Genomic DNA, 24,671 nt, shown 5'->3' with positions numbered 1-24,671 from the left:
TGCTTGGTAACCTCCTTACCTTCCCGTATAGTAATGGAATATACGAAATTTATCAATCTATTTGCTTATTTGCTTACTTTTGCGACTTCTCGCAAATCTCTTTCATTGTTAAAAATAATATTTTGGCCTTTTCATCAGAAAAGGAACGGCCATTGTTTTTCCACCCGCGATAGGTTGAATAATTAATGCCGGCTTTCTCACAGACTTCGCGCATATTGAAATATTTACATTTATTAACGACGAGTCTTTTATAATCCGGATCTTCCATCATCTCACCTCATACTACTTATTTGTATTACTAAGCATTTGTATCTTACTCACCATCTCAAATAATGTCAATGATGAAACTTTAAAAATAATGTCTATATTGACATGTTTTATATGTAAACGACAAAAAAGACAGACAACATTATGTTATCTGTCTAAAAAACTATGCTTCTTTAAATAAGGCATGGCCTAAACGCACCATCGTTGAACCTTCTTCAATGGCGATCTTGTAATCATTGGTCATTCCCATGGATAACTCAGTTAACTGATACTGTGGATACTTCTGCGTTAGAGCTGTTAATAAGTCTTTGGTGGCTTTAAAATACTGTCTCGTTTCTTCTGGTTCAATATGAGGAGCCATCATCATCAAACCGCGCGGATGGAGATGCGGTTTATCTTTTAAGTAATCCATCACCTGATCCATTTCCTGCGCCGCAAAGCCATGTTTGCTTTCTTCCTGGGCAATATTGACCTGTAATAAAACATCCATTACTAAATCATGTTTCTTGGCCTGCTTTTCAATTTCATCAATCAGCTTATAAGAATTGACCGAATGAATCAGTTCGACCTTATCAATAATGTATTTCACTTTATTACACTGCAGTGTGCCAATAAAATGCCAGTGGGCGTTTCCATGGTACTTTTCATACTTCTCCAAAAAGGCCTGAACGCGGTTTTCCCCAAAGATTGTCACCCCTAATGCCTCTAACTTATCTAATTCCGGCGCATCGACATATTTCGTGGCTGCCACTAAGGTCGCTGGCTTGACATCATTTAATACTTTTTTGACTGCTTCTTCATTTACAATCATTATTCTCACCTCATCTTTTATGATAATCATAAATTTCCATAAGTCCATGATTTTTCCATAATTAAGTGCTACTATTGTTCTCAAGGAGGTTTTCTTATGGAGACGATTCAAAAAAATTATTTGGCTTATGTCTGTTCCTACTTCCACCTTGGAAAGAAAATCCAGGTACGCAAGGAACTGATCCAGGAAATGGCTGATCATTTACATGAATATGATAGTGTTGAAGATATGCTTATACATTTTGGTCATCCAAAAAGCTTAGCCTATACGATGGGCTATCGGCCGATCCTCACACATCAGTTCCATCCGGATTTACAGAATGCTTTTACATATACTTTAATGATCTTATTTGATCTCTTTTTATTACTCTCGTCTTATCTTTATTTAGCCGCCTTTGGCTATATCAATGCCCCCACTTTGTTCGCTAAGATTGCCAATCATCAGTACTTATCACTGCTTTTTGAACATCCTTTTGTGGCTTCCTGCATTCTTTTTTCTTTGGTCATTGCGCTCTTCGTCGTTCGTGACAATATCCGTAAAGACAAAGTCGAAGAAGACCTATCCTGGAATAAAGAAAAGCTGTATGCCATTCCCAGCTATCGGACCTATTCCCATCATTTATATGAGACGATTCTGATGGGCATTATGACATTATTCTTTATAGCCTTTGGCGGTTTCTTTATTTCCAATGTCGTCTCTTATAATACCAGCGCGCATGCGACGATTGATGTCATCTTTTACTTCATCCAGCCGTATGTGGCTATTATCTACTTATCTTACTTTCTTGATCTCGCGAAAAGAAATTATACCAAAGGCTATCTGATTTTATCGTTTATCACCAACTTGCTCACCTTTATTCCGGTAAATATCGCGGTTATTCAAAGCAAGTTTCTTACCGACTTCATGTTGCCAGTAAGAGAGCGGTCAGCCAACAGCGTTATTAATACCTTCGTCGTCAGTGCGGTGATCCTCATTGAGGTCATTATCATCTTTAAACTGATCAAAAATGCCTTTAATATGTTCCGTCTGTATCTTTCGACAAAGACGCGATAAGACTTGGCAGAGTCGCTTCAAAATCCACTCCATACCATGGTTTGCTAGGATTTTCTAAAGTCTTCTGGATCGTTAAAGCGGTATAATCACAGGCTAACTTAAAAGCCTTCGCTTCACTAAGACCGCGCATGAGCGCGCCGACCGTGACACTCGAGAATAAATCCCCGGTGCCATGATACATCGCTTCAATCTGCTGCGTTTCATAAGAAAAATACTGTTTGCTGCGGGTGTCATAACCATAGACACCCGTTTTTCCTTTGGTAAAAGCGATGCCCGTGATCGCCACGACTTTCGCCCCTAACGCTGCAAGCTTCTGTAATAAGTCTTCAATATAAGGACGATCATAATCTTCCTGATAAGGAGTATCCGTTAATAAGCAGGCTTCCGTTAAATTCGGGACAATATAATCGGCTAGGGCACATAATTCTTTATTCTTTTTCGCATAAGCATCATCAAAATGCGGATACAGTTTCCCATGATCCCCCATCACGGGATCGACAAAAATAAAATTCTCTTTGGTTTTAAAACGTTTAAAGAGTTCTTTCATCAGATCAATTTCTTCAATTGAACCTAAATAACCAGTATAAATCGCATCAAAACTGATCCCTTCATTTTGCCAGTGATCGATAATGGGATGAATCTGATCACTGAGATCTTTAAAGGTAAATCCTTTAAACATGGTATGCGTTGATAATAAAGCGGTTGGTAAAATCGCCGTTTCCACCCCCATCGCCGAAATGACTGGTAAAGCAATCGTTAAAGAACATTTCCCCACACAGGAAATATCCTGAATAGTTAATACACGTTTCATAAGCTTCCTCTTTCTTTCTTAGGATGACCTTATTATAATGTAACGTGACCTTATATAAATAGCCAGATTTAATAAATTCAATATAGTCAGGAGGATCTATGATCACTTATTCATTTACCAATGAGGATACCCTCACCAATCAGTTATATGAAGCCATTAAAAACGATATCACCAATGGCACTTTAAAAGATAACGAAAAACTGCCTTCCAAGAGAGCCTTAGCCAAGCATTTAAACATTTCTACGATTACCGTGGAAAATGCCTACATGCAGCTGCTTTCCGAAGGCTATATTTACTCGAAACCCCGCAGCGGTTACTACGTTGCCCATATTTTACATCGGCCAAAACGTCAAACAATTCCCCTGATCCATGAAGAAAAAAAGGAAAAGATGAAAATCGACTTTTCCTCTAATGCGACCAGTCCTGATCATTTCCCATTCACATCATGGGCCAAAGTGTCCCGCTATGTTTTAACGAATAAACAAAAACAGTTACTCGAGCCCATGCCTTCGCAAGGTCTTGCGGATTTACGGGAAGCGATCGCTTTGCATCTGTTAGACTTCAAAGATATGGCCGTCTCCCCCAGTCAGATCATCATCGGGGCGGGAACCGAATATCTCTATGGCTTATTAATTCAGTTTTTTGGCTTTGATGTGTTCTATGGCTTAGAAACGCCAGGTTATGCAACCTTATCCCATGTCTATGAAGCCTATCATGTCACCAGCATTCCTTTGCCCATTGATCATGAAGGAGTCAAGATGTCCGCTCTTTATGATTCTCCTGTAGATATCTTACATGTCACTCCTGGTCATCATTTCCCCACTGGCATTACCATGCCAATCAATCGCCGCGTAGAACTCTTATCCTGGGTTAATACCTCCCGTTATATTATCGAAGATGATTATGACAGTGAATTCCGAATGATGGGCAAACCATTACCCTCATTATTTTCGATCGATACAACGGATCATGTCATCTATATGAATACATTTACCAAGACCTTATCATCTACGGTCCGTGTCAGCTATATGGTTTTACCGGTGCATTTGGTCGAAGCTTTCAAGAAAAAACTTTCTTTCTATAACTGCAGTGTCTCTTCCTTTGAACAGGAGATTCTCGCTTCCTTTATTCAGGAAGGCTATTTTGAAAAGCATATCAACCGGATGCGGACAATTTACCGTCGTAAACGTAATGAGGTACTCCATTTATTTACCTCTCATCCTTTATCATCATGTTCGCATATTTCTGAAGAAAATGCCGGTCTGCATTTCCTTTTAACGATTGACTGTGCCATCGACGTGAATCATTTTAAAGAGATCCTGAAAAACCATCAGATCAAAATCAAATCGTTAAGTGATTATGGCGGAGATCCGACACCCACCTTCATTATTAACTATTCTTCTTTGTCATTAGATGATTTACCAGGTGCTTTTGATATGATGTATGACATCATAAAAGAGGAACAGTCACGTTCCTCTTATTAACGGACGCCGCCTCCGCCCCCTCCGGAGAAGCCGCCGCCCCCGCCGCCAAAGGAGGCCCCGCCTCCGCCGCCGGCAAAAGCAGACCCGCTATTAGCGGTCGTATAAGCATGGTTGGCACTGGTGATGCCCGATGGGATGAAGGTGTCCATAATGTACCAGGCTCTGAAATAAGCATAGTAATCACTCTCTGGTGAATAGAAATGCGGCTGAATATTTTTCAGCTGTTTTTCCACTTCATCAGCAATCCCTAAGATGCTCGCATACATCAGATATTCCTGCCAGAGATGCACTTCAATGGCTTTCTTTTCTTCCATATTATGCTGATCAAGCAAGAACTTTTTCAGCCCCATAATATGTTCCACATCATCTCTGATTGCAGTTGGATAAATTGAATGATTCGTATCGATATCAAAGCATAAGACTTTCTTATAATCTCTTTTGATGCGTAAATGCTGATCAGTTAAGACCTTACCGCCGGCCGCTAAGGCTTTTCCAAAAAAGCCTCTGACCTGCTCATAATGATCACGGCAGTAGCGATCAAATTCTTTCGTTTCAAGAATTTGATTGGCTCCAGCCGCTTTTCTAAACATCTCATAAAGTTCTTTTTCTACTTTATTGTCCGTATTTAACGGCTTATGAAAATCAATGTTAAAAGTCTGTTTTTTAAAGAGTCCTTCTTTGCTTTCAGTTAACTGAATTTGCTCATCTTTGATCCACTTTAAAACATAGGCGGACATAATCCCGCCATCTTTAAAGGCAATGCCCATCTGATAGGCTAAATAGTAGAAGTAATTGATATCCTTAGTAGGAATATCACGAAATGGATGCACTTCTTTCGGATCAAAGACACTGCCGTCATCGAAATGATCTTTACTTGTTTTACGCACTGACATCTCAATGATCTTATAAATAATCACTAAGAGGGCCACAATGACAATAACCCCGAAAATGAGAAAGAAGAGCCAGTCGTTTTCATCATCGGATGCTTCTCCCATTTCATAAGAGACATTATCATTCTCTTTTTTAGAGAAAGAGGCGCCCTCCATGGCATCATCATAAACATCTTTCCAGCTTTGATCACTATAGCTAGTATCGGGAGAGCCATAAGCATGTGAGAGCTTGGCTAATAGCTGTAATTTATGAATACGGCCATTGGTGGTCATGTAGATTTTACCATCCTGCATAAAGTCGCAGCGGCCATCATAGCCAAAGCCCCAGATCTTATCTTTTGCGGCGCTAAAGCGCTGCGCTTTTGACGCGATTAAGACAGTCGCTTTGCCAACATCAATAGACATATCACTCATGAAGGCATAATTGATAGCATAAGCATCTTTATACTTGTTAACTAAGTGGGTGATCTTATATTTCATGGTATAGGTTTTATGACCATAATTCCCTATTCCGAAACATAATTCATAACCGCTGTCCGTTTCATTGATTCCGCATTTATAAGCCTTTTCCGATCTTGAGGCATCGACGTCCCAGTCCCCAATATTTTCATAAGTCTTATGACCATCACTGACTGAGATAATAGATAACTTCTTCTCTTCCATTTGATTGAACGTTTTATACACTTCCGTCCCGGAAGAGACATTCATATCCCAGGTTTCGGTAAAGGTGCCGGTCCCCTGCGCATCAATAGTGCATTTGATGTCCATTGATGCAATGGCATTTTCTTTTGCCATAACGCTTTGGGGCATCAGCAATGGCAAGACAAGCAGCAGGCTTAAAAATAATTTTTTCATCTTAGAAAGAAACTTTTGGGGCTTCTCTAGAAGCTTCATCAATTTCATAAAATGGCATGGCTTTAAAGCCGCCAATCCCGGCAATAATGTTTGATGGGAACATCTCACACTTGTTTTTATACTGTGTGACATCATCATTATAGAACTGACGGGCATACTGAATCTTATCTTCCGTTTCCTGCAGCTGTTTCTGTAATTCTAAGAAGTTGGTGTTCGCTTTTAAATCAGGATACGCTTCCGCGACCGCAAATAAGTGTCCTAACGCTTGCGTTAACATATTGGACGACTCAATCTTATCTTCCGCAGTCGTTGCTTTCGTATAACGATTACGCGCATTCATCACTTCCGTTAAAGTTTTTGATTCGTGGCTAGCATAGCCTTTGACCGTTTCCACTAAATTTGGAATCAGGTCAGCACGACGTTTGAGCACCACGTCCACCTGGGCCCAGGCTGCCTGGGCTTTATTACGCAACTTCACTAAGCCATTAAAGGTGGCAATTCCATAAATGACAAGCAAAGCCACAATCACAATAACAATAATAAGAACCATTTTCATTCCTCCTCTTTCTTCCACTATAGCACATTTCACTTTTTTATTATATGAAAATCATCTTTATATAAAGAAAATATTTATTATTGTCACAATGTAGATTACTGCAACTTAAAATGAGTCAAAATAAGACAAAAAAACTTCAGGAACCCCTGAAGTTAGACAAAGATTTTATATATGCGATAGAACTTATAATAGATATACGTGAAGACTTCCTTTTTGAGGAACTGTTCCTGCGATGATTTACTTTTATACATCGTTGTCGGCGTTGGTGATGAATAGGCGTCAATTCCTTCATCTTTCGCCATTAGCATCGCCCTTTTCATATGTAAAGGATCGGAGACAATAATGGCTGTTTTATAACCATAATGGTCCATAATCTCTTTCGCGTATTTTAAGTTTTCCACGGTTTCCGTGGATTTCTCTTCAATGAGAATTGCGGCGCTTGAGACACCTTTTGACAAAGCATAAGAACGGGCGACAGACGCATCGGAATACTGCTGACCAGCAATCCGGCCGCCCGTTAAGATCATCCTGCTGGCATAATGCTCATTAAGAAGGGTAATGCCATGATTGATGCGTTCTCGATATACCGGAGAAACCCGTCGATAGGAGACCGAAGCCCCTAAGACGATAATGACATCGGCTTTCTGAGCATGATCCTGTTGTCCATACATATAGATTGAAAAGGCATTAAAACCAATATAGCCCACAACAATCATTATGACTAAAATGGGTGTCAGAATGATTTTCTTTAACATGCTCTCCCTCCTTGCTGTGCATAATAGTATCACGGATTAATAAGCGTGTTAAGACTATATTTAATCATAAAACCCTTTTTCATGATGATGTAAATATAAAGCGATTGCAACGATGGCAACGGATAATCCAATAATAACTTTTTTTATTTTATTCACCTCGGTGATAAACATAACATCTAAATCTAAAAGAAATATGGGTGCATTTCTTAAGAAAAACAAAAGACCCACATAAATGGGTCTGATGTGATTATAATGTTGTGATATCCACTAAAGACATTTCGCCTTTATGTTTCGCTTCTAAGGAATTAATTAAAGCCTGTGCCGTATCTAATGAAGTATAGATTGGAATCCCTGCTTCTACTGCGAAACGTCTGATTAAGAAACCATCTTTCAAGTTATCATTACGGGTTGGAATATCGATGACTAAGTCAACCGTATCCGTTAAGATCAGATCGAAGATAGTATTCTTCTTTTCATTGATCCGATTGACTTTATGAACTGGGACATCATGTTCTTTTAAGAAGTTGTATGTCCCGCTCGTCGCATATAAGTCATAACCGAACATATAATACTGTTTCGCAATTGGTAAGAATTCTTCTTTCGCAGAATCTTTAATAGTACAGATAATATTCTTGCGTTTTGGTAAGTCTAAACCAGTCCCCATGAAAGCTTTGTAGATCGCTTCATCAACGTTTTCTGAAATACCTAAGACTTCTCCTGTTGATTTCATTTCTGGGCCTAAGGCAATTTCCGCACCTTTGATCTTTTCGAATGAGAAGACTGGCATCTTCACTGCGACAGTTTTCTTTTCTGGCGCTAAGCCATATTCGTAGCCCTGTTCCTTAATGGATTTCCCAATAATAACATTAGTAGCGACATCGACAAGTGGAATACCAGTAACCTTAGAGATATAAGGAATGGTACGAGAAGATCTTGGGTTTACTTCGATGACATAGACTTCATCTTCATAAACGATGAACTGGATATTCATTAAGCCTTTGACCTTTAAGGCTTTAGCTAAACGTTTAGAATATTCGACAATGCGATCTTTCATTGCCTGAGAGATCTTCTGTGGCGGATAGATAGAAATTGAGTCACCAGAATGGACACCGGCTCTTTCGACATGTTCCATGATCCCTGGAATCAGGATACCTTCATCATCACAGATAGCATCGACTTCACATTCTTTACCAGCTAAGTATTTATCGATCAGGATTGGATGATCCTGGATATCAAACTGACTGGTGATGTGGCCAATGAAACGTCTTAAATCACCATCATTTAAGGCAATTTCCATACCCGCTCCACCTAACACATAAGATGGACGAACTAAGACTGGATAACCTAAGCTGTTAGCTGCTTTTAAGGCTTCTTCAACGGTGAAGACCGTCTGTCCTCTTGGACGGTCAATATGACATTTCTCTAAGATTTCATCGAAACGTTCTCTATCTTCAGCCGCATCGACAGAATCAGCTGAAGTTCCTAAGATTGGCACACCCATGCTTAATAAGTCCTGAGATAACTTGATAGCTGTCTGACCACCAAACTGTACGATCGCACCATCTGGTTTTTCTAATTCAATAATGCTTTGAACATCTTCTGGGGTTAATGGTTCAAAGTAGAGACGATCAGCAATATCGAAATCGGTTGAAACGGTTTCTGGGTTGTTGTTTACGATAATAGTTTCATAGCCGGCTTTCTTTAACGCCCATACACAGTGTACAGAGCAGTAATCGAACTCGATCCCCTGACCAATTCTGATTGGTCCAGAACCAAAGACGATAACTTTCTTTTTAGCCTGATCTGGCTGAATTTCATGTTCGCCACCATAAACAGAATAAAAGTATGGCGTCTGGGCATCAAATTCTGCCGCACAGGTATCTACTGTTTTGAAGGCTGCCGTAATATTTAAACCTTTACGTAAGTAATACACTTCTTCTCTGGTCTTACCATTGAGTTTTGCAATGACACGATCAGGGAATTCACAGCGTTTCGCTAATTTTAATAATTCTGGAGTTAATTCTTCATGTTTGAGGCGTTCTTCGACTTCCACTAAGTGTTTGATCTTATCAATGAACCACATATCAATTTTCGTGGTTTCATGGATTTCCTGCATAGACACACCTTTACGTAATGATTCCGCAATAACGAATGGACGATTATCATCAACATTCTTTAATCTCTTACGTAATTCATTGGCATCAAGTTCTTCTAACTCTTCTTTCCATAAGTAGTAAGTATTTTGTTCAAGAGAACGTAAAGCTTTCATTAAAGCACCTTCGAAGTTATTACAGATACTCATAACTTCCCCAGTTGCTTTCATCTGCGTACCTAATTTTCTTGAGGCATCATAGAACTTATCAAATGGCCATTTTGGAATCTTACATACGATATAGTCAAGGGTTGGTTCATAAGAAGCATAAGTTTTACCAGTCACCTGGTTGACGATTTCATCTAAGGTATAACCTAAGGCGATCTTCGCCGCTAATTTGGCGATTGGATAACCCGTTGCTTTAGACGCTAAAGCGGATGAACGAGACACACGTGGGTTAACTTCGATAACACAGTAATCGAAAGAATCTGGATTTAAGGCAAACTGCACGTTACAGCCACCCTTGATATTTAAGGCTGTAATAATATTTAAAGCAGAAGATCTTAACATCTGATAATCTTTATCTGATAAAGTCTGCGAAGGTGCAACAACGATACTGTCACCAGTATGAACACCAACAGGGTCCATATTTTCCATGTTACAAACAGTAATGCAGTTACCAGCGCCATCACGCATAACTTCGTATTCAACTTCTTTCCAGCCGGCAATTGACTGTTCAATCAAACATTCTGTAACTCGTGATAAACGTAAACCGTTGGAACAGATTTCTTCTAATTCATGTTCATTATGCGCGATCCCGCCGCCGGTACCACCTAAGGTGTAAGCTGGACGTACAACCACTGGATAACCAATTTTATTGGCGAAAGCCACCGCATCTTCAACGTAGTTGACAACGACTGATTTGGCAACTGGTTCCCCTATACGTTCCATCAGGTTCTTGAAATCTAAACGGTCTTCAGCCATCTTAATGGTATCAGTATCCGTGCCGATAACCCTAACGTTATGTTCCGCTAAGAAACCTTCATCGGCTAAAGCCATCGCAATATTTAAGGCATTCTGTCCACCTAATGTTGGTAAGATAGAATCAGGCTGTTCTTTTTCAATTAAGTGTTTCACCACTTCGACAGTTAATGGTTCGATATAAACATGATCGGCCATATCACCATCGGTCATGATCGTTGCTGGGTTTGAGTTAATGAGGACAACTTCCACACCTTCAGAACGTAAGGCACGGCAAGCCTGGGTTCCGGCATAATCAAATTCAGCGGCCTGACCGATAATAATAGGTCCTGAACCAATCACTAATACTTTCTTAATATCCTGACGCTTAGGCATGTTTTTTTCCTCCCATCATATCAATAAATGTATCAAATAAGTAATTTGTATCTAATGGACCAGCACAAGCTTCTGGATGGAACTGCACTGTTCTGATGTTTTCATGAAGGTATTCCATCCCTTCAATCGAACCATCATTGACGTTTCTGAACCAGACTTTAGCAACTTCTGGATCGATAGAATCTTCTTTGATCATGAAGTTGTGGTTCTGCGTTGAGATATACACTCTGTTAGTATATAAGTCTTTGACTGGATGGTTGGCACCATGATGTCCATAAACCATCTTTTCTGTTTCAAAGCCATGAGCCAAAGCGGTTAACTGATGACCTAAACAGATTGCAAAGATTGGAATGCCTGAGGCAATCAGCTCTTTTAATTCATTAATGATGCCAGTACATTCACTTGGATCACCAGGACCATTCGATAACATCACTCCATCAAAATTGCCTTCTAAGACATATTTGGCAGGCGTATTGGCAGGTACAACCGTGACATCGCAGCCTCTCTTCGCTAATTCACGACCAATATTTCTTTTTGCGCCAAAGTCGTATAAAGCTACCTTATAACCACCAGGTGTGCCCAGTTTATAAGGTTCATCACAAGTACATCTTTCTACCACACCACTGATCTTGTAGGATTTGATGCGATCGATGACGTCATCAATTTTATAGTTCTTGGTGGTAATCATCCCGTTCATGCAGCCTTTATTACGGATGATCTTCGTAATAGCACGAGTATCCACCCCCTGGATGCCCGGAATATTGTTTTCAATCATGTAATCATTAAGACTCATATTCATACGGAAGTTAGAAGCTAATCGGGAAAGTTCGTTTACTACGAATCCTTCCACGAATGGATGAGCGGATTCCTGATCTTCTAAGGCAACCCCGTAGTTTCCAATTAATGGATAAGTCATAACAACACTCTGCCCCGCGTACGATGGGTCAGTTAACACTTCCACATAACCTGTCATGGAAGTATTGAAAACAAATTCACTGATGACTTCTCTTTGTGCGCCAAAGCTTTCGCCTTCAAAAATGTGGCCATCTTCAAGTATTAAATAAGCTTTCATCGTATCTCCTCCTATAAAAAAGACATATCAATCAATGATATGTCTCGTAATAAATGAAATATTAAAAAATAGAGAATAAAAAGCCTTAGACGAAATGCACACCTGAATCAAGTTGTCAGTCAATACGTTTGCCATATGCCTCTTCCTCTCTTTCCGTATAAGTATAGAGGATGGATTCACAATATGCAAGATTATTTTTCATTTCTTAGAAAATTCCCATCATAAGGCCTTTTTTGGCTAAATCGTGTGAATATAACCATAATAAAAGTTGGCGAAAACAACCGTTAAAATAGCGACAGCAATAACTGAAATAACACTCTTTTTCAGCTGGCTAGAACGCGCAATAGAATAGCCAAACTCTGCCACATTCAAATAAATAAGCATCCATTGAGCAAACTGCATAAGTCCTGGTAAAACGATATTAAACTGTGCTTTGACATAGTCAGTGGTCACTAAAGTAGTTGTCGTGACAATGATAAGTATAAAAGAACATAGTACTGGAATATATTTCTTCATAAACGCTTCCCCCTTGTTCTTTATTTTATCATTTTAACAACAATTTGTCATACTTATTTCACCTGAATTGCATAGCCAGCAGCCTTTAACCAGCCTGGTGCCATGACACTGATAAGAATCAGATCACCTTTCTTTAAAACCGTATTCTGTTTCCAATTGAAATCTTTTTCCTTTTCTCTTAAGACGCGGACACCATAATCCTTATTGGGATAGAGGACTTTATACGTTATATTCACTTTTTTATTCGCCAGTTTCATATCCATGCCAAAATCACCATACTGATCCTCTTTAAACCGTGATAAGACATTCTTGCCATTCACCTTCAAACACTTCACTAGACCTGGATTCTTTTTCACAGTAAAGCTGGTCTTCATCGGATAAGTACGATGATTGATCACGACATTGAACTTTACCGTTCCCTTTTGTCCAACAAGATCATCACTCACCTTGCCTGAGGCATAAATACCTAAGCCATACTTTGCCATCTGGCTATCATAATAAGCTGTGAAGTTCTTATTACTCGTAGCGATGGTATATCTTGTCCCATCGACCTGAACATTCTTACCAGTGAGCTTCATATCTTTCGTTCTGTTTTTAATAGGCAGGCGAAAAGATTCCGCTGATGCATCACTTTGAGACTGCGTATAGACCCAGACGACCGTCTTTTTTGCAATGCTCGGTACTTTGTTTTCTTTCGCTAAAGCTGGTGACATTCCCGTCACAAACAAGGCGCTCGTTAAAGATACACCAATAATCTTTTTAAACATCTTAATCACCTCATTATTTAACTTTGATATTATAACCCGTATCTCTTTCCCAGCCTGGTGCTAAGACCGCAATACTGATGATATCGCCTTTTTTAACAACTGTATTTTTCTTAAAAGACACTTCATCACCATTTTCCGGCATTATAAATACGCCATGATCCTTATTAGGATACTGAACCTTATAATCCACTTTCACTTTCTTATTAGCAAGCTTCATCGAAATATTAAAGTCTCCGCCCTGATCTTCTTTAAACTTTGAAAGGATATTAACACCATTGACTTTCACATATTTCAAACGTCCAGGATTCTTCTTCGTTACAAAACTTGTCGACAAATGATATGTATGATGATTTTGTACAACATTAAACTTCAGTGTTCCCTTTTGACCAATCAAAGCATCTGATACTTTTCCTTTGGCATAAATCCCTACTCCAGCTTCAGCCATATAACTAACATAACTCGCTTCGAATTTCTTATTAGAAGTAGGAATCGTATAAGTGCCATCTTTCACTTTCACACCCGCTCCAGTAATCTTCATATCCTTAGCTTTGTTTTTAATTGGCATTTCAAAAGACATCGCATCTTTGAACTTAGAAGATGTCGTATCAACCCACACAACCGTTTTCTTAGGAATACTTGGCGTTTTCACTCCTTTCGCAAATAGTGGTGTCATAGTAGACATTGTAATCATGGAGGCCACAGTCAGTGCACACACATTTAATTTTTTCATAACTAACCCTTCTTTCTTATATATCCATTTTATCACAAGTATTATTTAAGATTTATGATTACTTGATGCTCACAAAAAAATTGTGCAGCGATTCGTTCTTCCGTTCCATTTCGCTTTGCAACGAAAAGCGTTGCGTTCCATTTTGCTGTGCAACGAATAGTGTTTTCATTGCCCTTAAGAGTACAAAAAAACTGCAGAATAACTGCAGTTTAGTTTACACGGGTGATTTTATAACCGTCTTCTTCAAATGCTTTAATGATTGAATCGATATGAGATTCACCATTGGTTTCACAAGTAACTCTTAATTCTACTTCACCAAAGTCTTCGAAGTTACGGAACTGGTTATGATCAACAGCGATGACATTGGCATTCAGTTTAGCTAATACTTTTGCAACGTATTCCAGCTGACCTGGTTTATCTGGTAACTGAACAGAGAATGAGAAGATTCTGCCACGTTCAATTAAGCCTTTGTTGATCATAGAAGAAATAGAACGCACATCGATATTACCGCCAGATACGAGGCAGACAACTTTCTTGTTCTTTTCGTTTAATTTCTTTAAGGCTGCTAATGGCAAGATACCTGAGTTTTCAGCGACTAATTTATGTTTTTCAACCATCACTAAGAAAGCTTTCATTAAGTCATAATCAGAAACAGTAATGATGCCATCAACATATTTCTTGATATATTCAAATGGGATATGACCAATAGTTTTTACAGCTGTCCCATCAGCGATTGTATTGGCTTCTTTTAAGGTAACGATACGATCTTCATTAATAGCGGCTAAGGCACTGGCTGCGCCTTCTGGTTCAACCCCGATGATTTTAACTTGTGGATTGATCTGTTTAGCAGCGGCTGCTACCCCCGAGATTAATCCTCCGCCGCCAACTGGGACTAAGATAATATCAGCGTCAGGTAATTCTTCCAAGATTTCTAAAGCGATCGTTCCCTGACCTTCAATGACATCTTCATCATCGAATGGATGAACTAAGGTATAGCCTTCTTTTTCAACTAATTCCATACATTTATTGTAAGCATCATCATACACTTCACCATGTAATACGACTTCAGCGCCAAGCTTTTCCGTATTTTCTACTTTGATTAATGGTGTATGAGCAGGCATACAAATAACGGATTTTGCGCCTAATTTCGTTGCTGCATAAGCAACTCCCTGGGCATGGTTACCAGCACTGGCAGCGATTAACCCATGCGCCCGTTCTTCTTCACTTAACTTACTGATTTTATTATAAGCCCCTCTGATTTTGAAGGCACCAGTACGCTGTAAGTTTTCCGGTTTGATGTAGACTTCATTTCGACAATCAGCTGAGAATGGTTCACTATAAATAAGTGGGGTCGGAATAATGACTTCATCAACTCTTTTCTTAGCTTCTTGAAAATCTTTTAACTCTAACATCTGTTTTTCCCCCTTGTATAAAAGATGAGATTATTATAGCACTGTTTTCATAAATGAAAATGCATTCTTGCGAAATATACAATTATTTCATATACAAATTGTGTTTTCTCCAAGATGAGATATAACTTTATCACATAGTTCATAGCTTATGAAAATAGCTTCTTTAATTTTGCGATGAAGGCATCTCCTAAGGCAATACGAATACGACTTTTCAAGCACGTTTTAGGATCGGACCAGGAATGACTTTTTAGATGAATACCAATGGTATTTTCTGTCATATACAATTCACTGGTTGGACCATCTAAAGGGTCAAAGTAATCCTTTGCATAAACAACTACATCTTTTAAATATTGCGTATTAGAATTTGTCAGGCTGTAACCATATTGCTCGAAGACTGGATTGGTAATCAAGTTACAGGTCGTCATATCCATCTTCCCATCAATAATAAAATGCTTATTATGGAATCCTGGCTTTTGCTCAATTTTTTCTGTCAATTGTGGGATTATACTATATTGTCTCTCTATTTTTTTACTTTTTTTCAAATATAAAAACCACCAAGCAAAGGCAATGTCATTCAGTTAAGCATTTTTTGAGCCAGTTCACTCAATTCTACTTGAGTGGCCTGGCTTTTTTATTTGTTACTATTCACAGTGTTGAAAGATTAAAAATTGAATAATGTCTTTATTTAGGGGTATATCCATATATGGGATACCCTTTTATTATAACTTTTAAAGTGATTTATAGTCATGTATTAACAATTCAAGTGTCTTATTCCTGACAACAAAAAAAGTATTCTCTTTTTCTTGATAATTTCGGCAAACATAGTCTCTAATAAATTTAAATTATATGTAAATTACTATTTATTTTAAGCTAGTTATATGATATACTGTATATAGTAACAAGGAGGTGAGAAAAGATGGCAATTGTTTAGTAAGCGTATGAGGTAATATCCATGAAATTAGTTATGCCTTCTATTAGAATTATTAATGTATCAAATTATTCTAATAGGGAGGCTTTTGCATATGTATTTTTCGGAAAAGGATTGCAAAATGATCATTAAATGGACTGGCATTATTGAAAATCAGGGAAAAAGCGGTCTTTCCTTAGCTAAATGGTGTACCAAAAATAATGTTGGTTTAAGTACACTGTCACATTATAAAAAGATTATCAGGGATCTCATGATAAAACACGGAATCAGCACCTACAGTGATTTAAGATCACTGGCAGAGCGCAGCTGCCAAAACAATAATATTGACCCGTATCGGGGTGACGGCAACGGCACTTTTTATTCTGTTGATTTAAATGACAGTTCTCCTCAAACCGGTAATAGCGTCTCCAAATCGTCAGGAGTGAGACTTCAGAAGAATGGATTTGTCATTGAGATTGATTCACATTTTGATGAAGAAACGCTGACAAGAGTTATGGCGGTGGTTAAAAATGCTTAGAGAACTGACAGGCATCAAAAGAATTGTAATAAGAACCGGAAAGACTGATCTGCGCAGAGGCATTACCGGTCTGGCTTCAGTTATAGCCGCTGAATATCATATGAATCCGATGGAAAAAGGAACCATTTATCTTTTCTGCGGTGGCAGAAGAGATCGTATCAAGGGGCTTCTTTACGAAGAAGGCGGATGGGTTCTTATCTATGTCCGACTTTCAAAAGGAAGTGCCTTTCAGTGGCCTAGAGATGATCAGGAAGCTCGTGATATAACGCGTGAACAGTACGAAAGACTGTTGGACGGATTTACTTTGGATGGTACAATAAATAAGCGCTGATAAAGGAAATATCACTCCTCTGATGGTAATTCAAAACTGAACAATATAGTGATATTATATTCGCTTAATATCACTATTATCTTGAATTTTAGTCTTCATAGTGTTATAATAGTATATAGGACGAGGTGATGGAATGGCTATCATCAAACAGACCAACAAGACTACAGGCATTACCTATGTCTACGAGTCTAAGAGCTACTGGGATCCTGAAAAGAAGCAGGCTCGCTCCAAGCGAAAGCTGATCGGAAAAATTGATCCCGAAACCGGCAAAATGGTCCCCACCGGCAAAAAAGGTCCACAGAAGAAAAAGAGCGGAGAACCTTCAGCTGCCGAGAGGAGACAGTCAGCCGAATTAGCCAGACTGAAAAAGGAAAATATGGATCAGATGATATTAATCACTGATCTTCGCAAGCAGATAGAATCATTAAGCAGCCAGAACACAAAATTAAAGCAGCTGATTAGTGAGATCAGACAGCTAACCGTATCGTCAGAGGAGATCTAAACGTAACACTATGAAGGCAGACAGCGCATATTTTAAACAGCAACTGAATAAAATGAGTTATGCGGACCTGATTGCGGTTGCTTTAAAATATTATGAAGAGTGCTGCGGATTACGTGCCGAACTGGATGAATTAAAAAACACATTCAGCTACACAGCCGATGAGCTTAAGAAGGTTAAAGCCGAATGCGAAGATCTAGTTATAAGAGTTAACACTCTTAATCATGAGAATACCAGACTTCAGAATCAGACGGATGAGCTCAAAAAGAATCGCTTTGGAAGAAAGTCTGAAAAGATGAATGGCAAAATCCACGATGATGAGTTTAGCGACCCTCTTTCGGAAGAAATGAATGAAAGCGACTGTGATGGTAAAAAACAGAATAATAATGACAGCCAAAAATCCAGGAAAATAAAAAGACCTGCCTGCAGGCAGCTAAACAGGAAAAAGAAGACCAGACAGATACCAGAAATAACGATTATTGACTTTGACAGGGAGCGTATCGATAAAGAATACGGCTACGGCAAATGGACATTAAAAGGCTGGAACATATCCGAAGAATTTATGTTTATTCCAGGAAATCTCTACAGGGTATATGTCAAACGCCCAGTGATCAGAGTCTATGACGATGATGATACTAATGATTTACGCGAAGTGGCACTGCCGGTTAATAAGCTGATGTTAAGGAGCAAGGTTACGCCTTCACTGCTGGCTTTTATCATGTCTTTCAAATTTGTGCTGGGAGTTCCCCTGGCAAGGCTGTCAAGGGTTCTGTCATATCAGGGAATCAACCTGTCAAAAGAGATAATGTCAGACTGGGTCATTAAATGCACTGACAGATATCTAAAGCCAGTCTATAGCGAGATAATGAGACAAATGGCCTGCCGGACATACACCCAGATTGATGAAACCTATCTGGAAGTCATCAATGACGGAAGAAATGCGGGAAGCAAAAGCTACATATGGTGTCATATCACTGGCGAATTTGAAGAAGAGCGGCCGCTGGCAGTCTTCTGCTTCGAGCTGACAAGATCAGCGGATCACCTTCTTGAGTTCTATGCGGATCTTAACGACGGCACAATCCATCTGACATCTGATGCCTACAGCGCCTATTATAAGCTGGCTTCGGAGAAAAAGGATCATGTAATACTCGGCGGGTGCTTTATGCATCTGAGACGCAGACTGTACAAGGCATATGAAGTGAAATTTAAAGCGGTAAAGGATAAAGAGCTTCTTGAGGAAAGCCCCGAAAAAAAGTGTCTCGATATGATCGGTGATCTTTACAGCGCTGATGATGATGCCAAAGAACTTACCGCCAAGGAAAGAGCTAAAGTCCGAGACGAAATCGAAAGACCGCTTGTCGATGCATACTTTGATTATATCAAGTCCCTTGATATCAGCAGCGGCACTTTTAGTGAGGAAATGGAGGATGCGGTGAGCTACAGCCTCAATCATGAGGATGCATTCAGAGTGTTTCTTGATGATCCAATGGTTCCAATCGATAACGGTGAATGCGAACGCAAGATTCGTAATATAGCCATGGTCAGAAACAATAGTCTGTTCTGCTATTCCATCGGCGGCGCTGAAACGCTCTGCATCATTATGACGCTTATTGAAACTGCCAAGTCAAACGGCTGCGATCCGCATACGTATCTGGAATATCTTTTCGAAAGCTCACTTGCCCATGCCAGCGTCGATATTAGCGAATATATCGATGAGATGATGCCCTGGTCAAGCGAATACCAAAAATTCGAGGAAGAGAGGTTCAGCAGACCGTTAGGGAAAATACCAGACTTCTGCACTGAAGAGCCTGAAATGCCAGTTAAAGCTGATGTGGATACTGCAAGAGCTGAAAGACGACACGCAATGATGACAGAAAATATAAATAGCACAACATCCAGGCCAGCGGCTTAACAGCCGCCGGCCTAGGAGTGCTTGTTTTGGGTTTTATTAATATCCCGGGCAAAAAGAATTGCCTTAATCGATTAATATGCAGCCTGCTGAAGACAGCTGAAAGATCATAAATCTATGCAAACACTAACCAGACATAGTACCGCTAGCAGATCAGACTATGAAGTTATATCTTTATTACACTGATCCAGCCCGCAGCAGCCTTCAGGCATAACAAAAAAGTAAAATCAATACTCTGAATAAGATGTCATTAATATAACTTAGCCAAATTAAACACCCCCGGCAACACTGTTAGCAGCAGTAGCTGGGGGATTTCCATTAAAAGTTATATTTATTCAAGTTAGAGAGTAACCGGTTTAAAATCAAAAATCATGCTTATATAGATTTTAAATTATCATAATTTTGTAATTATGGATATTTAATCTAACGCTTACATTGTTTATGTGACAAACAAGAAAACAGGCAAGAAATATGCTTATGAATCTGTTTCAGTTTGGAATCCTGAGCTCAAACAGCCTAGAGCAAAACGCAAATACCTTGGCGTTGTAGACGAGGAAACTGGAGAAATTATTCCTTCAAGCAAAAAGCGAGGGAGAAAGCCTAATCCTGATAAAAATACAGCTGAAAATGAAGAAAAAGCAAGCGGCAGAAGAACCTATAAAAAGATGGTTGAGGATATGCAAAAAATTATTGCAAGCAGAGATGATGAGATCAAACAGCTTAAGGCGGCTAATAGAAAGCTTACCAGCAAGATCAATAGAATTGAATCAATTCTTAATAATGATGATTAACAAGGAGTAAATCAATGGATTCTTTAGGAACACTATCAGTAAAATATGATAAAGCATGCAAAAAGATTGGTGACCTTAAAACAAGACTTTACGATTGTAATGAAGAACTGAAATCCAAAAAACAGAAGCTTGAATACAGGGATAACAAAATTGCAAAATTAAAGCAGCTTTGTCTTGAAAAAGATGAAATGATTAGAAATCTTAATAATGAAATTAGCAGACTGAAAGACAAGATTGAATATCTTAATGCCATAAGCAATCATGACTCAACTACTGTTGGTATTCCTACTGCGTCTACTCCTATAGGAAAAGCAAAATATAACTCAAGCATCAATTCCAGAGAGCCTACTGACAGAAAAATCGGAGGTCAGCCAGGACATTCTAAAAGTGAACTCAGTATTCCTGATGATATTGACGAAGAAATTGAATATGTGGCAGATGATGCAACTGAGTGTCCGAAATGTGGTTCTCATGAACTTGTTTTCACCGGCAAAACTAAAGCTGTATATGAGAAAACTATTAGCATCAAGCCTATAAACCTCAAAAAGGTTTTCTATCAATACAAATGCGGAAGCTGCGGGACTACATTTTTTCTTGGCCTGAAGCCTAATGAAAGATCAACCTGTCACTATGGGACGGCAGTACAGGCCGTTGGCTTATCGCTAATGAATACCTGCAATGTTCCTATTAACAAGGTTAAAACCTTTTTTGAGGGGATCACAAACGGAGAAATAAGTCCGTCAGAAGGCTACCTTGCAAAACTTCCTATGATTGCATCAAAAAAGTTATCTGAGTTCCGTATAGTTTTAAAGAATCTAATGCTCCAAAGAACTCTCGTATATTGGGATGACACTGTTATCAATATTAATACAAAGAAAGGCTGCCTGCGCTTTTACGGAGATGAAACACTCTCATATTATACGGCTCATGAGAAGAAAGATCTTGAAGGGATTGAAGAAGACAAAGTCCTAACACTACTCACTGAAGAGCAAAAAACGATGCATGATCACAATAAAGTGAACTATAACGCGAAATTCAAGTTTGGCAACCTTGAATGCAATCAGCACCTTCAGCGTGACCTCAAAAAAATCGCTATTGATACAAAACATGATGAGCTTTTGGAACTGAAAGATCTTATTTCCGATACCATCCACAAACGCAAAGAAGCCATAAACAAGGGAGAGACTCGCTTTAGTGATGAATTTATTGAAGACTTTAACAAAAAAGTTAATGATATTCTCAACCGAGCAGAAAAGAGAAACAAAAAAGATTATGATGCATACTTTGGAAGATCCGAGAAGACGCTAATTAAGCGTATACGTGATTATTATGATAATTACTTTGCTTGGGTAAGTGATTTCACTCTTCCGACAACCAATAACCTGAGCGAACGCGGACTTAGAGTCGTAAAAAGCCATATGCGATCATCAGGACAGTTCCAAAATATTCAAAACGCTCAGTATTACGCAGATGCCAAAACGTATATAGAAACCTGCAGGAAAAACGGAATAAATGAGATCTATGCAATGATTCGACTTTATGAAGGTGATCCAATAACGGTAAAAGAAATATTCTCAGGGGAAGCTCTCTCCTGAGAATCGACAAACCGTTATAATGGTGGAATAAGGTATCATAGCCATTACCTGAAATCAGATTTAACATCCTGCTTCATTTCGCTATGTATACATTTTATATACCTCTTTACTACAATTAAAACAAGGCCGTATCACGGGCACCGTTCCGTGCTCTTTTTAGGTACAACTTTATATATCAACTATATCTAACCGTGAATAGTAACAAAAAAGTAGTTACTATTCACAGTGTTGAAAGATTAAAAATTGAATAATGTCTTTATTTAGGGGTATATCCATATATGGGATACCCTTTTATTATAACTTTTAAAGTGATTTATAGTCATGTATTAACAATTCAAGTGTCTTATTCCTGACAACAAAAAAAGTATTCTCTTTTTCTTGATAATTTCGGCAAACATAGTCTCTAATAAATTTAAATTATATGTAAATTACTATTTATTTTAAGCTAGTTATATGATATACTGTATATAGTAACAAGGAGGTGAGAAAAGATGGCAATTGTTTATGTGACAAACAAGAAAACAGGCAAGAAATATGCTTATGAATCTGTTTCAGTTTGGAATCCTGAGCTCAAACAGCCTAGAGCAAAACGCAAATACCTTGGCGTTGTAGACGAGGAAACTGGAGAAATTATTCCTTCAAGCAAAAAGCGAGGGAGAAAGCCTAATCCTGATAAAAATACAGCTGAAAATGAAGAAAAAGCAAGCGGCAGAAGAACCTATAAAAAGATGGTTGAGGATATGCAAAAAATTATTGCAAGCAGAGATGATGAGATCAAACAGCTTAAGGCGGCTAATAGAAAGCTTACCAGCAAGATCAATAGAATTGAATCAATTCTTAATAATGATGATTAACAAGGAGTAAATCAATGGATTCTTTAGGAACACTATCAGTAAAATATGATAAAGCATGCAAAAAGATTGGTGACCTTAAAACAAGACTTTACGATTGTAATGAAGAACTGAAATCCAAAAAACAGAAGCTTGAATACAGGGATAACAAAATTGCAAAATTAAAGCAGCTTTGTCTTGAAAAAGATGAAATGATTAGAAATCTTAATAATGAAATTAGCAGACTGAAAGACAAGATTGAATATCTTAATGCCATAAGCAATCATGACTCAACTACTGTTGGTATTCCTACTGCGTCTACTCCTATAGGAAAAGCAAAATATAACTCAAGCATCAATTCCAGAGAGCCTACTGACAGAAAAATCGGAGGTCAGCCAGGACATTCTAAAAGTGAACTCAGTATTCCTGATGATATTGACGAAGAAATTGAATATGTGGCAGATGATGCAACTGAGTGTCCGAAATGTGGTTCTCATGAACTTGTTTTCACCGGCAAAACTAAAGCTGTATATGAGAAAACTATTAGCATCAAGCCTATAAACCTCAAAAAGGTTTTCTATCAATACAAATGCGGAAGCTGCGGGACTACATTTTTTCTTGGCCTGAAGCCTAATGAAAGATCAACCTGTCACTATGGGACGGCAGTACAGGCCGTTGGCTTATCGCTAATGAATACCTGCAATGTTCCTATTAACAAGGTTAAAACCTTTTTTGAGGGGATCACAAACGGAGAAATAAGTCCGTCAGAAGGCTACCTTGCAAAACTTCCTATGATTGCATCAAAAAAGTTATCTGAGTTCCGTATAGTTTTAAAGAATCTAATGCTCCAAAGAACTCTCGTATATTGGGATGACACTGTTATCAATATTAATACAAAGAAAGGCTGCCTGCGCTTTTACGGAGATGAAACACTCTCATATTATACGGCTCATGAGAAGAAAGATCTTGAAGGGATTGAAGAAGACAAAGTCCTAACACTACTCACTGAAGAGCAAAAAACGATGCATGATCACAATAAAGTGAACTATAACGCGAAATTCAAGTTTGGCAACCTTGAATGCAATCAGCACCTTCAGCGTGACCTCAAAAAAATCGCTATTGATACAAAACATGATGAGCTTTTGGAACTGAAAGATCTTATTTCCGATACCATCCACAAACGCAAAGAAGCCATAAACAAGGGAGAGACTCGCTTTAGTGATGAATTTATTGAAGACTTTAACAAAAAAGTTAATGATATTCTCAACCGAGCAGAAAAGAGAAACAAAAAAGATTATGATGCATACTTTGGAAGATCCGAGAAGACGCTAATTAAGCGTATACGTGATTATTATGATAATTACTTTGCTTGGGTAAGTGATTTCACTCTTCCGACAACCAATAACCTGAGCGAACGCGGACTTAGAGTCGTAAAAAGCCATATGCGATCATCAGGACAGTTCCAAAATATTCAAAACGCTCAGTATTACGCAGATGCCAAAACGTATATAGAAACCTGCAGGAAAAACGGAATAAATGAGATCTATGCAATGATTCGACTTTATGAAGGTGATCCAATAACGGTAAAAGAAATATTCTCAGGGGAAGCTCTCTCCTGAGAATCGACAAACCGTTATAATGGTGGAATAAGGTATCATAGCCATTACCTGAAATCAGATTTAACATCCTGCTTCATTTCGCTATGTATACATTTTATATACCTCTTTACTACAATTAAAACAAGGCCGTATCACGGGCACCGTTCCGTGCTCTTTTTAGGTACAACTTTATATATCAACTATATCTAACCGTGAATAGTAACTTTTATTTTTAAAATAATGCAA

General features: G+C 38.6%; 23 protein-coding genes. 10 read left to right on the top strand and 13 right to left on the bottom strand.

Annotated elements, in window-relative coordinates; translation table 11 throughout:
- Positions 1 to 73: 73 nt before the first annotated feature.
- Together SG0102_RS01025 and SG0102_RS01020 are read right to left on the bottom strand one after the other, a co-directional pair.
- Positions 74 to 268 carry a hypothetical protein gene (locus SG0102_RS01025; RefSeq protein WP_125118226.1) on the bottom strand — a complete coding sequence of 65 codons (195 nt, stop codon included), beginning with the start codon at positions 266 to 268 and terminating at the stop codon, positions 74 to 76.
- A 162-nt stretch (positions 269 to 430) separates the two neighbouring features.
- Positions 431 to 1,078 carry a YggS family pyridoxal phosphate-dependent enzyme gene (locus SG0102_RS01020; RefSeq protein ID WP_125118225.1) on the bottom strand — a complete coding sequence of 216 codons (648 nt, stop codon included), beginning with the start codon at positions 1,076 to 1,078 and terminating at the stop codon, positions 431 to 433.
- A 96-nt stretch (positions 1,079 to 1,174) separates the two neighbouring features.
- Here SG0102_RS01020 and SG0102_RS01015 point away from each other — a divergent pair, with 96 nt between their 5' ends.
- Positions 1,175 to 2,131 (top strand): hypothetical protein, encoded by a 957-nt coding sequence (locus SG0102_RS01015; protein WP_125118224.1) that lies wholly within the window; start codon positions 1,175 to 1,177, stop codon positions 2,129 to 2,131.
- On the opposite strand, the gene SG0102_RS01010 is transcribed toward SG0102_RS01015, so the two are convergent.
- Entirely contained in the window at positions 2,091 to 2,942 is an 852-nt protein-coding gene (locus tag SG0102_RS01010; protein ID WP_125118223.1) for a pyridoxamine kinase, read from the bottom strand. The genes SG0102_RS01015 and SG0102_RS01010 overlap by 41 nt on opposite strands.
- A gap of 98 nt (positions 2,943 to 3,040) precedes the next feature.
- On the opposite strand from SG0102_RS01010, the gene pdxR reads away from it, so the two are divergent.
- Positions 3,041 to 4,426 (top strand): MocR-like pyridoxine biosynthesis transcription factor PdxR, encoded by a 1,386-nt coding sequence (gene pdxR, locus SG0102_RS01005; RefSeq protein WP_125118222.1) that lies wholly within the window; start codon positions 3,041 to 3,043, stop codon positions 4,424 to 4,426.
- On the opposite strand, the gene SG0102_RS01000 is transcribed toward pdxR, so the two are convergent.
- From SG0102_RS01000 to SG0102_RS00955, 10 genes are all read right to left on the bottom strand, one after another.
- Positions 4,423 to 6,111, bottom strand: coding sequence for a DUF2207 family protein (locus SG0102_RS01000; RefSeq protein WP_162300168.1), 1,689 nt, complete (start codon positions 6,109 to 6,111; stop codon positions 4,423 to 4,425). The two genes, pdxR and SG0102_RS01000, sit on opposite strands and share 4 nt — an antisense overlap.
- A 61-nt stretch (positions 6,112 to 6,172) precedes the next feature.
- Positions 6,173 to 6,721: a LemA family protein gene (locus tag SG0102_RS00995; RefSeq protein WP_125118220.1), complete on the bottom strand. Its 549-nt coding sequence runs from the start codon at positions 6,719 to 6,721 to the stop codon at positions 6,173 to 6,175.
- A 158-nt stretch (positions 6,722 to 6,879) separates the two neighbouring features.
- Positions 6,880 to 7,482 carry a YdcF family protein gene (locus tag SG0102_RS00990; RefSeq protein WP_125118219.1) on the bottom strand — a complete coding sequence of 201 codons (603 nt, stop codon included), beginning with the start codon at positions 7,480 to 7,482 and terminating at the stop codon, positions 6,880 to 6,882.
- Positions 7,483 to 7,729: 247 nt separating this feature from the next.
- A complete protein-coding gene (gene carB / locus SG0102_RS00985; protein ID WP_125118218.1) occupies positions 7,730 to 10,930 on the bottom strand; it encodes a carbamoyl-phosphate synthase large subunit in 3,201 nt (1,066 codons plus the stop codon).
- Positions 10,923 to 12,002, bottom strand: a complete 1,080-nt coding sequence (locus tag SG0102_RS00980) for a carbamoyl phosphate synthase small subunit (protein ID WP_125118217.1) — start codon at positions 12,000 to 12,002, stop codon at positions 10,923 to 10,925. Before SG0102_RS00980 ends, carB begins: the two co-directional genes overlap by 8 nt.
- 237 nt (positions 12,003 to 12,239) lie before the next feature.
- Complete coding sequence (locus SG0102_RS00975) at positions 12,240 to 12,518, bottom strand: hypothetical protein (protein WP_125118216.1); 279 nt, start codon at positions 12,516 to 12,518, stop codon at positions 12,240 to 12,242.
- A 53-nt stretch (positions 12,519 to 12,571) separates the two neighbouring features.
- On the bottom strand, positions 12,572 to 13,285 hold the full coding sequence (locus SG0102_RS00970) for a hypothetical protein (RefSeq protein ID WP_125118215.1): 714 nt from the start codon (positions 13,283 to 13,285) through the stop codon (positions 12,572 to 12,574).
- Between the two features lie 13 nt (positions 13,286 to 13,298).
- Positions 13,299 to 14,015 (bottom strand): hypothetical protein, encoded by a 717-nt coding sequence (locus tag SG0102_RS00965; protein WP_125118214.1) that lies wholly within the window; start codon positions 14,013 to 14,015, stop codon positions 13,299 to 13,301.
- 209 nt (positions 14,016 to 14,224) lie between these two features.
- Positions 14,225 to 15,427, bottom strand: coding sequence for a threonine ammonia-lyase (ilvA, locus tag SG0102_RS00960; protein ID WP_125118213.1), 1,203 nt, complete (start codon positions 15,425 to 15,427; stop codon positions 14,225 to 14,227).
- A 146-nt stretch (positions 15,428 to 15,573) separates the two neighbouring features.
- The gene (locus tag SG0102_RS00955; RefSeq protein ID WP_148668821.1) at positions 15,574 to 15,921 is read right to left on the bottom strand and encodes a hypothetical protein; all 348 of its coding nucleotides are present in this window, start codon (positions 15,919 to 15,921) and stop codon (positions 15,574 to 15,576) included.
- Positions 15,922 to 16,476: 555 nt separating this feature from the next.
- Between SG0102_RS00955 and SG0102_RS00950 the strand changes: the two genes are divergently transcribed.
- The 8 genes from SG0102_RS00950 to SG0102_RS00915 all read left to right on the top strand — a co-directional run bounded on the left by SG0102_RS00950 (position 16,477) and on the right by SG0102_RS00915 (position 24,446).
- On the top strand, positions 16,477 to 16,872 hold the full coding sequence (locus SG0102_RS00950; RefSeq protein ID WP_125118211.1) for a hypothetical protein: 396 nt from the start codon (positions 16,477 to 16,479) through the stop codon (positions 16,870 to 16,872).
- The gene (gene tnpB, locus SG0102_RS00945; RefSeq protein ID WP_125118210.1) at positions 16,865 to 17,203 is read left to right on the top strand and encodes an IS66 family insertion sequence element accessory protein TnpB; all 339 of its coding nucleotides are present in this window, start codon (positions 16,865 to 16,867) and stop codon (positions 17,201 to 17,203) included. Before SG0102_RS00950 ends, tnpB begins: the two co-directional genes overlap by 8 nt.
- A gap of 133 nt (positions 17,204 to 17,336) precedes the next feature.
- A complete protein-coding gene (locus SG0102_RS00940; protein WP_125118209.1) occupies positions 17,337 to 17,705 on the top strand; it encodes a hypothetical protein in 369 nt (122 codons plus the stop codon).
- Positions 17,706 to 17,757: 52 nt separating this feature from the next.
- On the top strand, positions 17,758 to 19,614 hold the full coding sequence (gene tnpC / locus SG0102_RS00935) for an IS66 family transposase (RefSeq protein WP_157982939.1): 1,857 nt from the start codon (positions 17,758 to 17,760) through the stop codon (positions 19,612 to 19,614).
- Between the two features lie 440 nt (positions 19,615 to 20,054).
- Positions 20,055 to 20,402, top strand: coding sequence for a hypothetical protein (locus SG0102_RS00930; protein WP_125118207.1), 348 nt, complete (start codon positions 20,055 to 20,057; stop codon positions 20,400 to 20,402).
- Between the two features lie 14 nt (positions 20,403 to 20,416).
- Positions 20,417 to 21,997, top strand: coding sequence for an IS66 family transposase (locus SG0102_RS00925; RefSeq protein ID WP_125118206.1), 1,581 nt, complete (start codon positions 20,417 to 20,419; stop codon positions 21,995 to 21,997).
- A 491-nt stretch (positions 21,998 to 22,488) separates the two neighbouring features.
- A complete protein-coding gene (locus tag SG0102_RS00920) occupies positions 22,489 to 22,851 on the top strand; it encodes a hypothetical protein (protein ID WP_125118090.1) in 363 nt (120 codons plus the stop codon).
- 14 nt (positions 22,852 to 22,865) lie between these two features.
- Positions 22,866 to 24,446 carry an IS66 family transposase gene (locus SG0102_RS00915; RefSeq protein WP_125118206.1) on the top strand — a complete coding sequence of 527 codons (1,581 nt, stop codon included), beginning with the start codon at positions 22,866 to 22,868 and terminating at the stop codon, positions 24,444 to 24,446.
- The last annotated feature ends 225 nt before the right edge of the window (positions 24,447 to 24,671 follow it).

Source organism: Intestinibaculum porci, assembly GCF_003925875.1.
Lineage (GTDB): Bacteria > Bacillota_I > Bacilli_A > Erysipelotrichales > Coprobacillaceae > Intestinibaculum > Intestinibaculum porci.
This window is presented reverse-complemented; position numbering and strand designations above follow the sequence as displayed.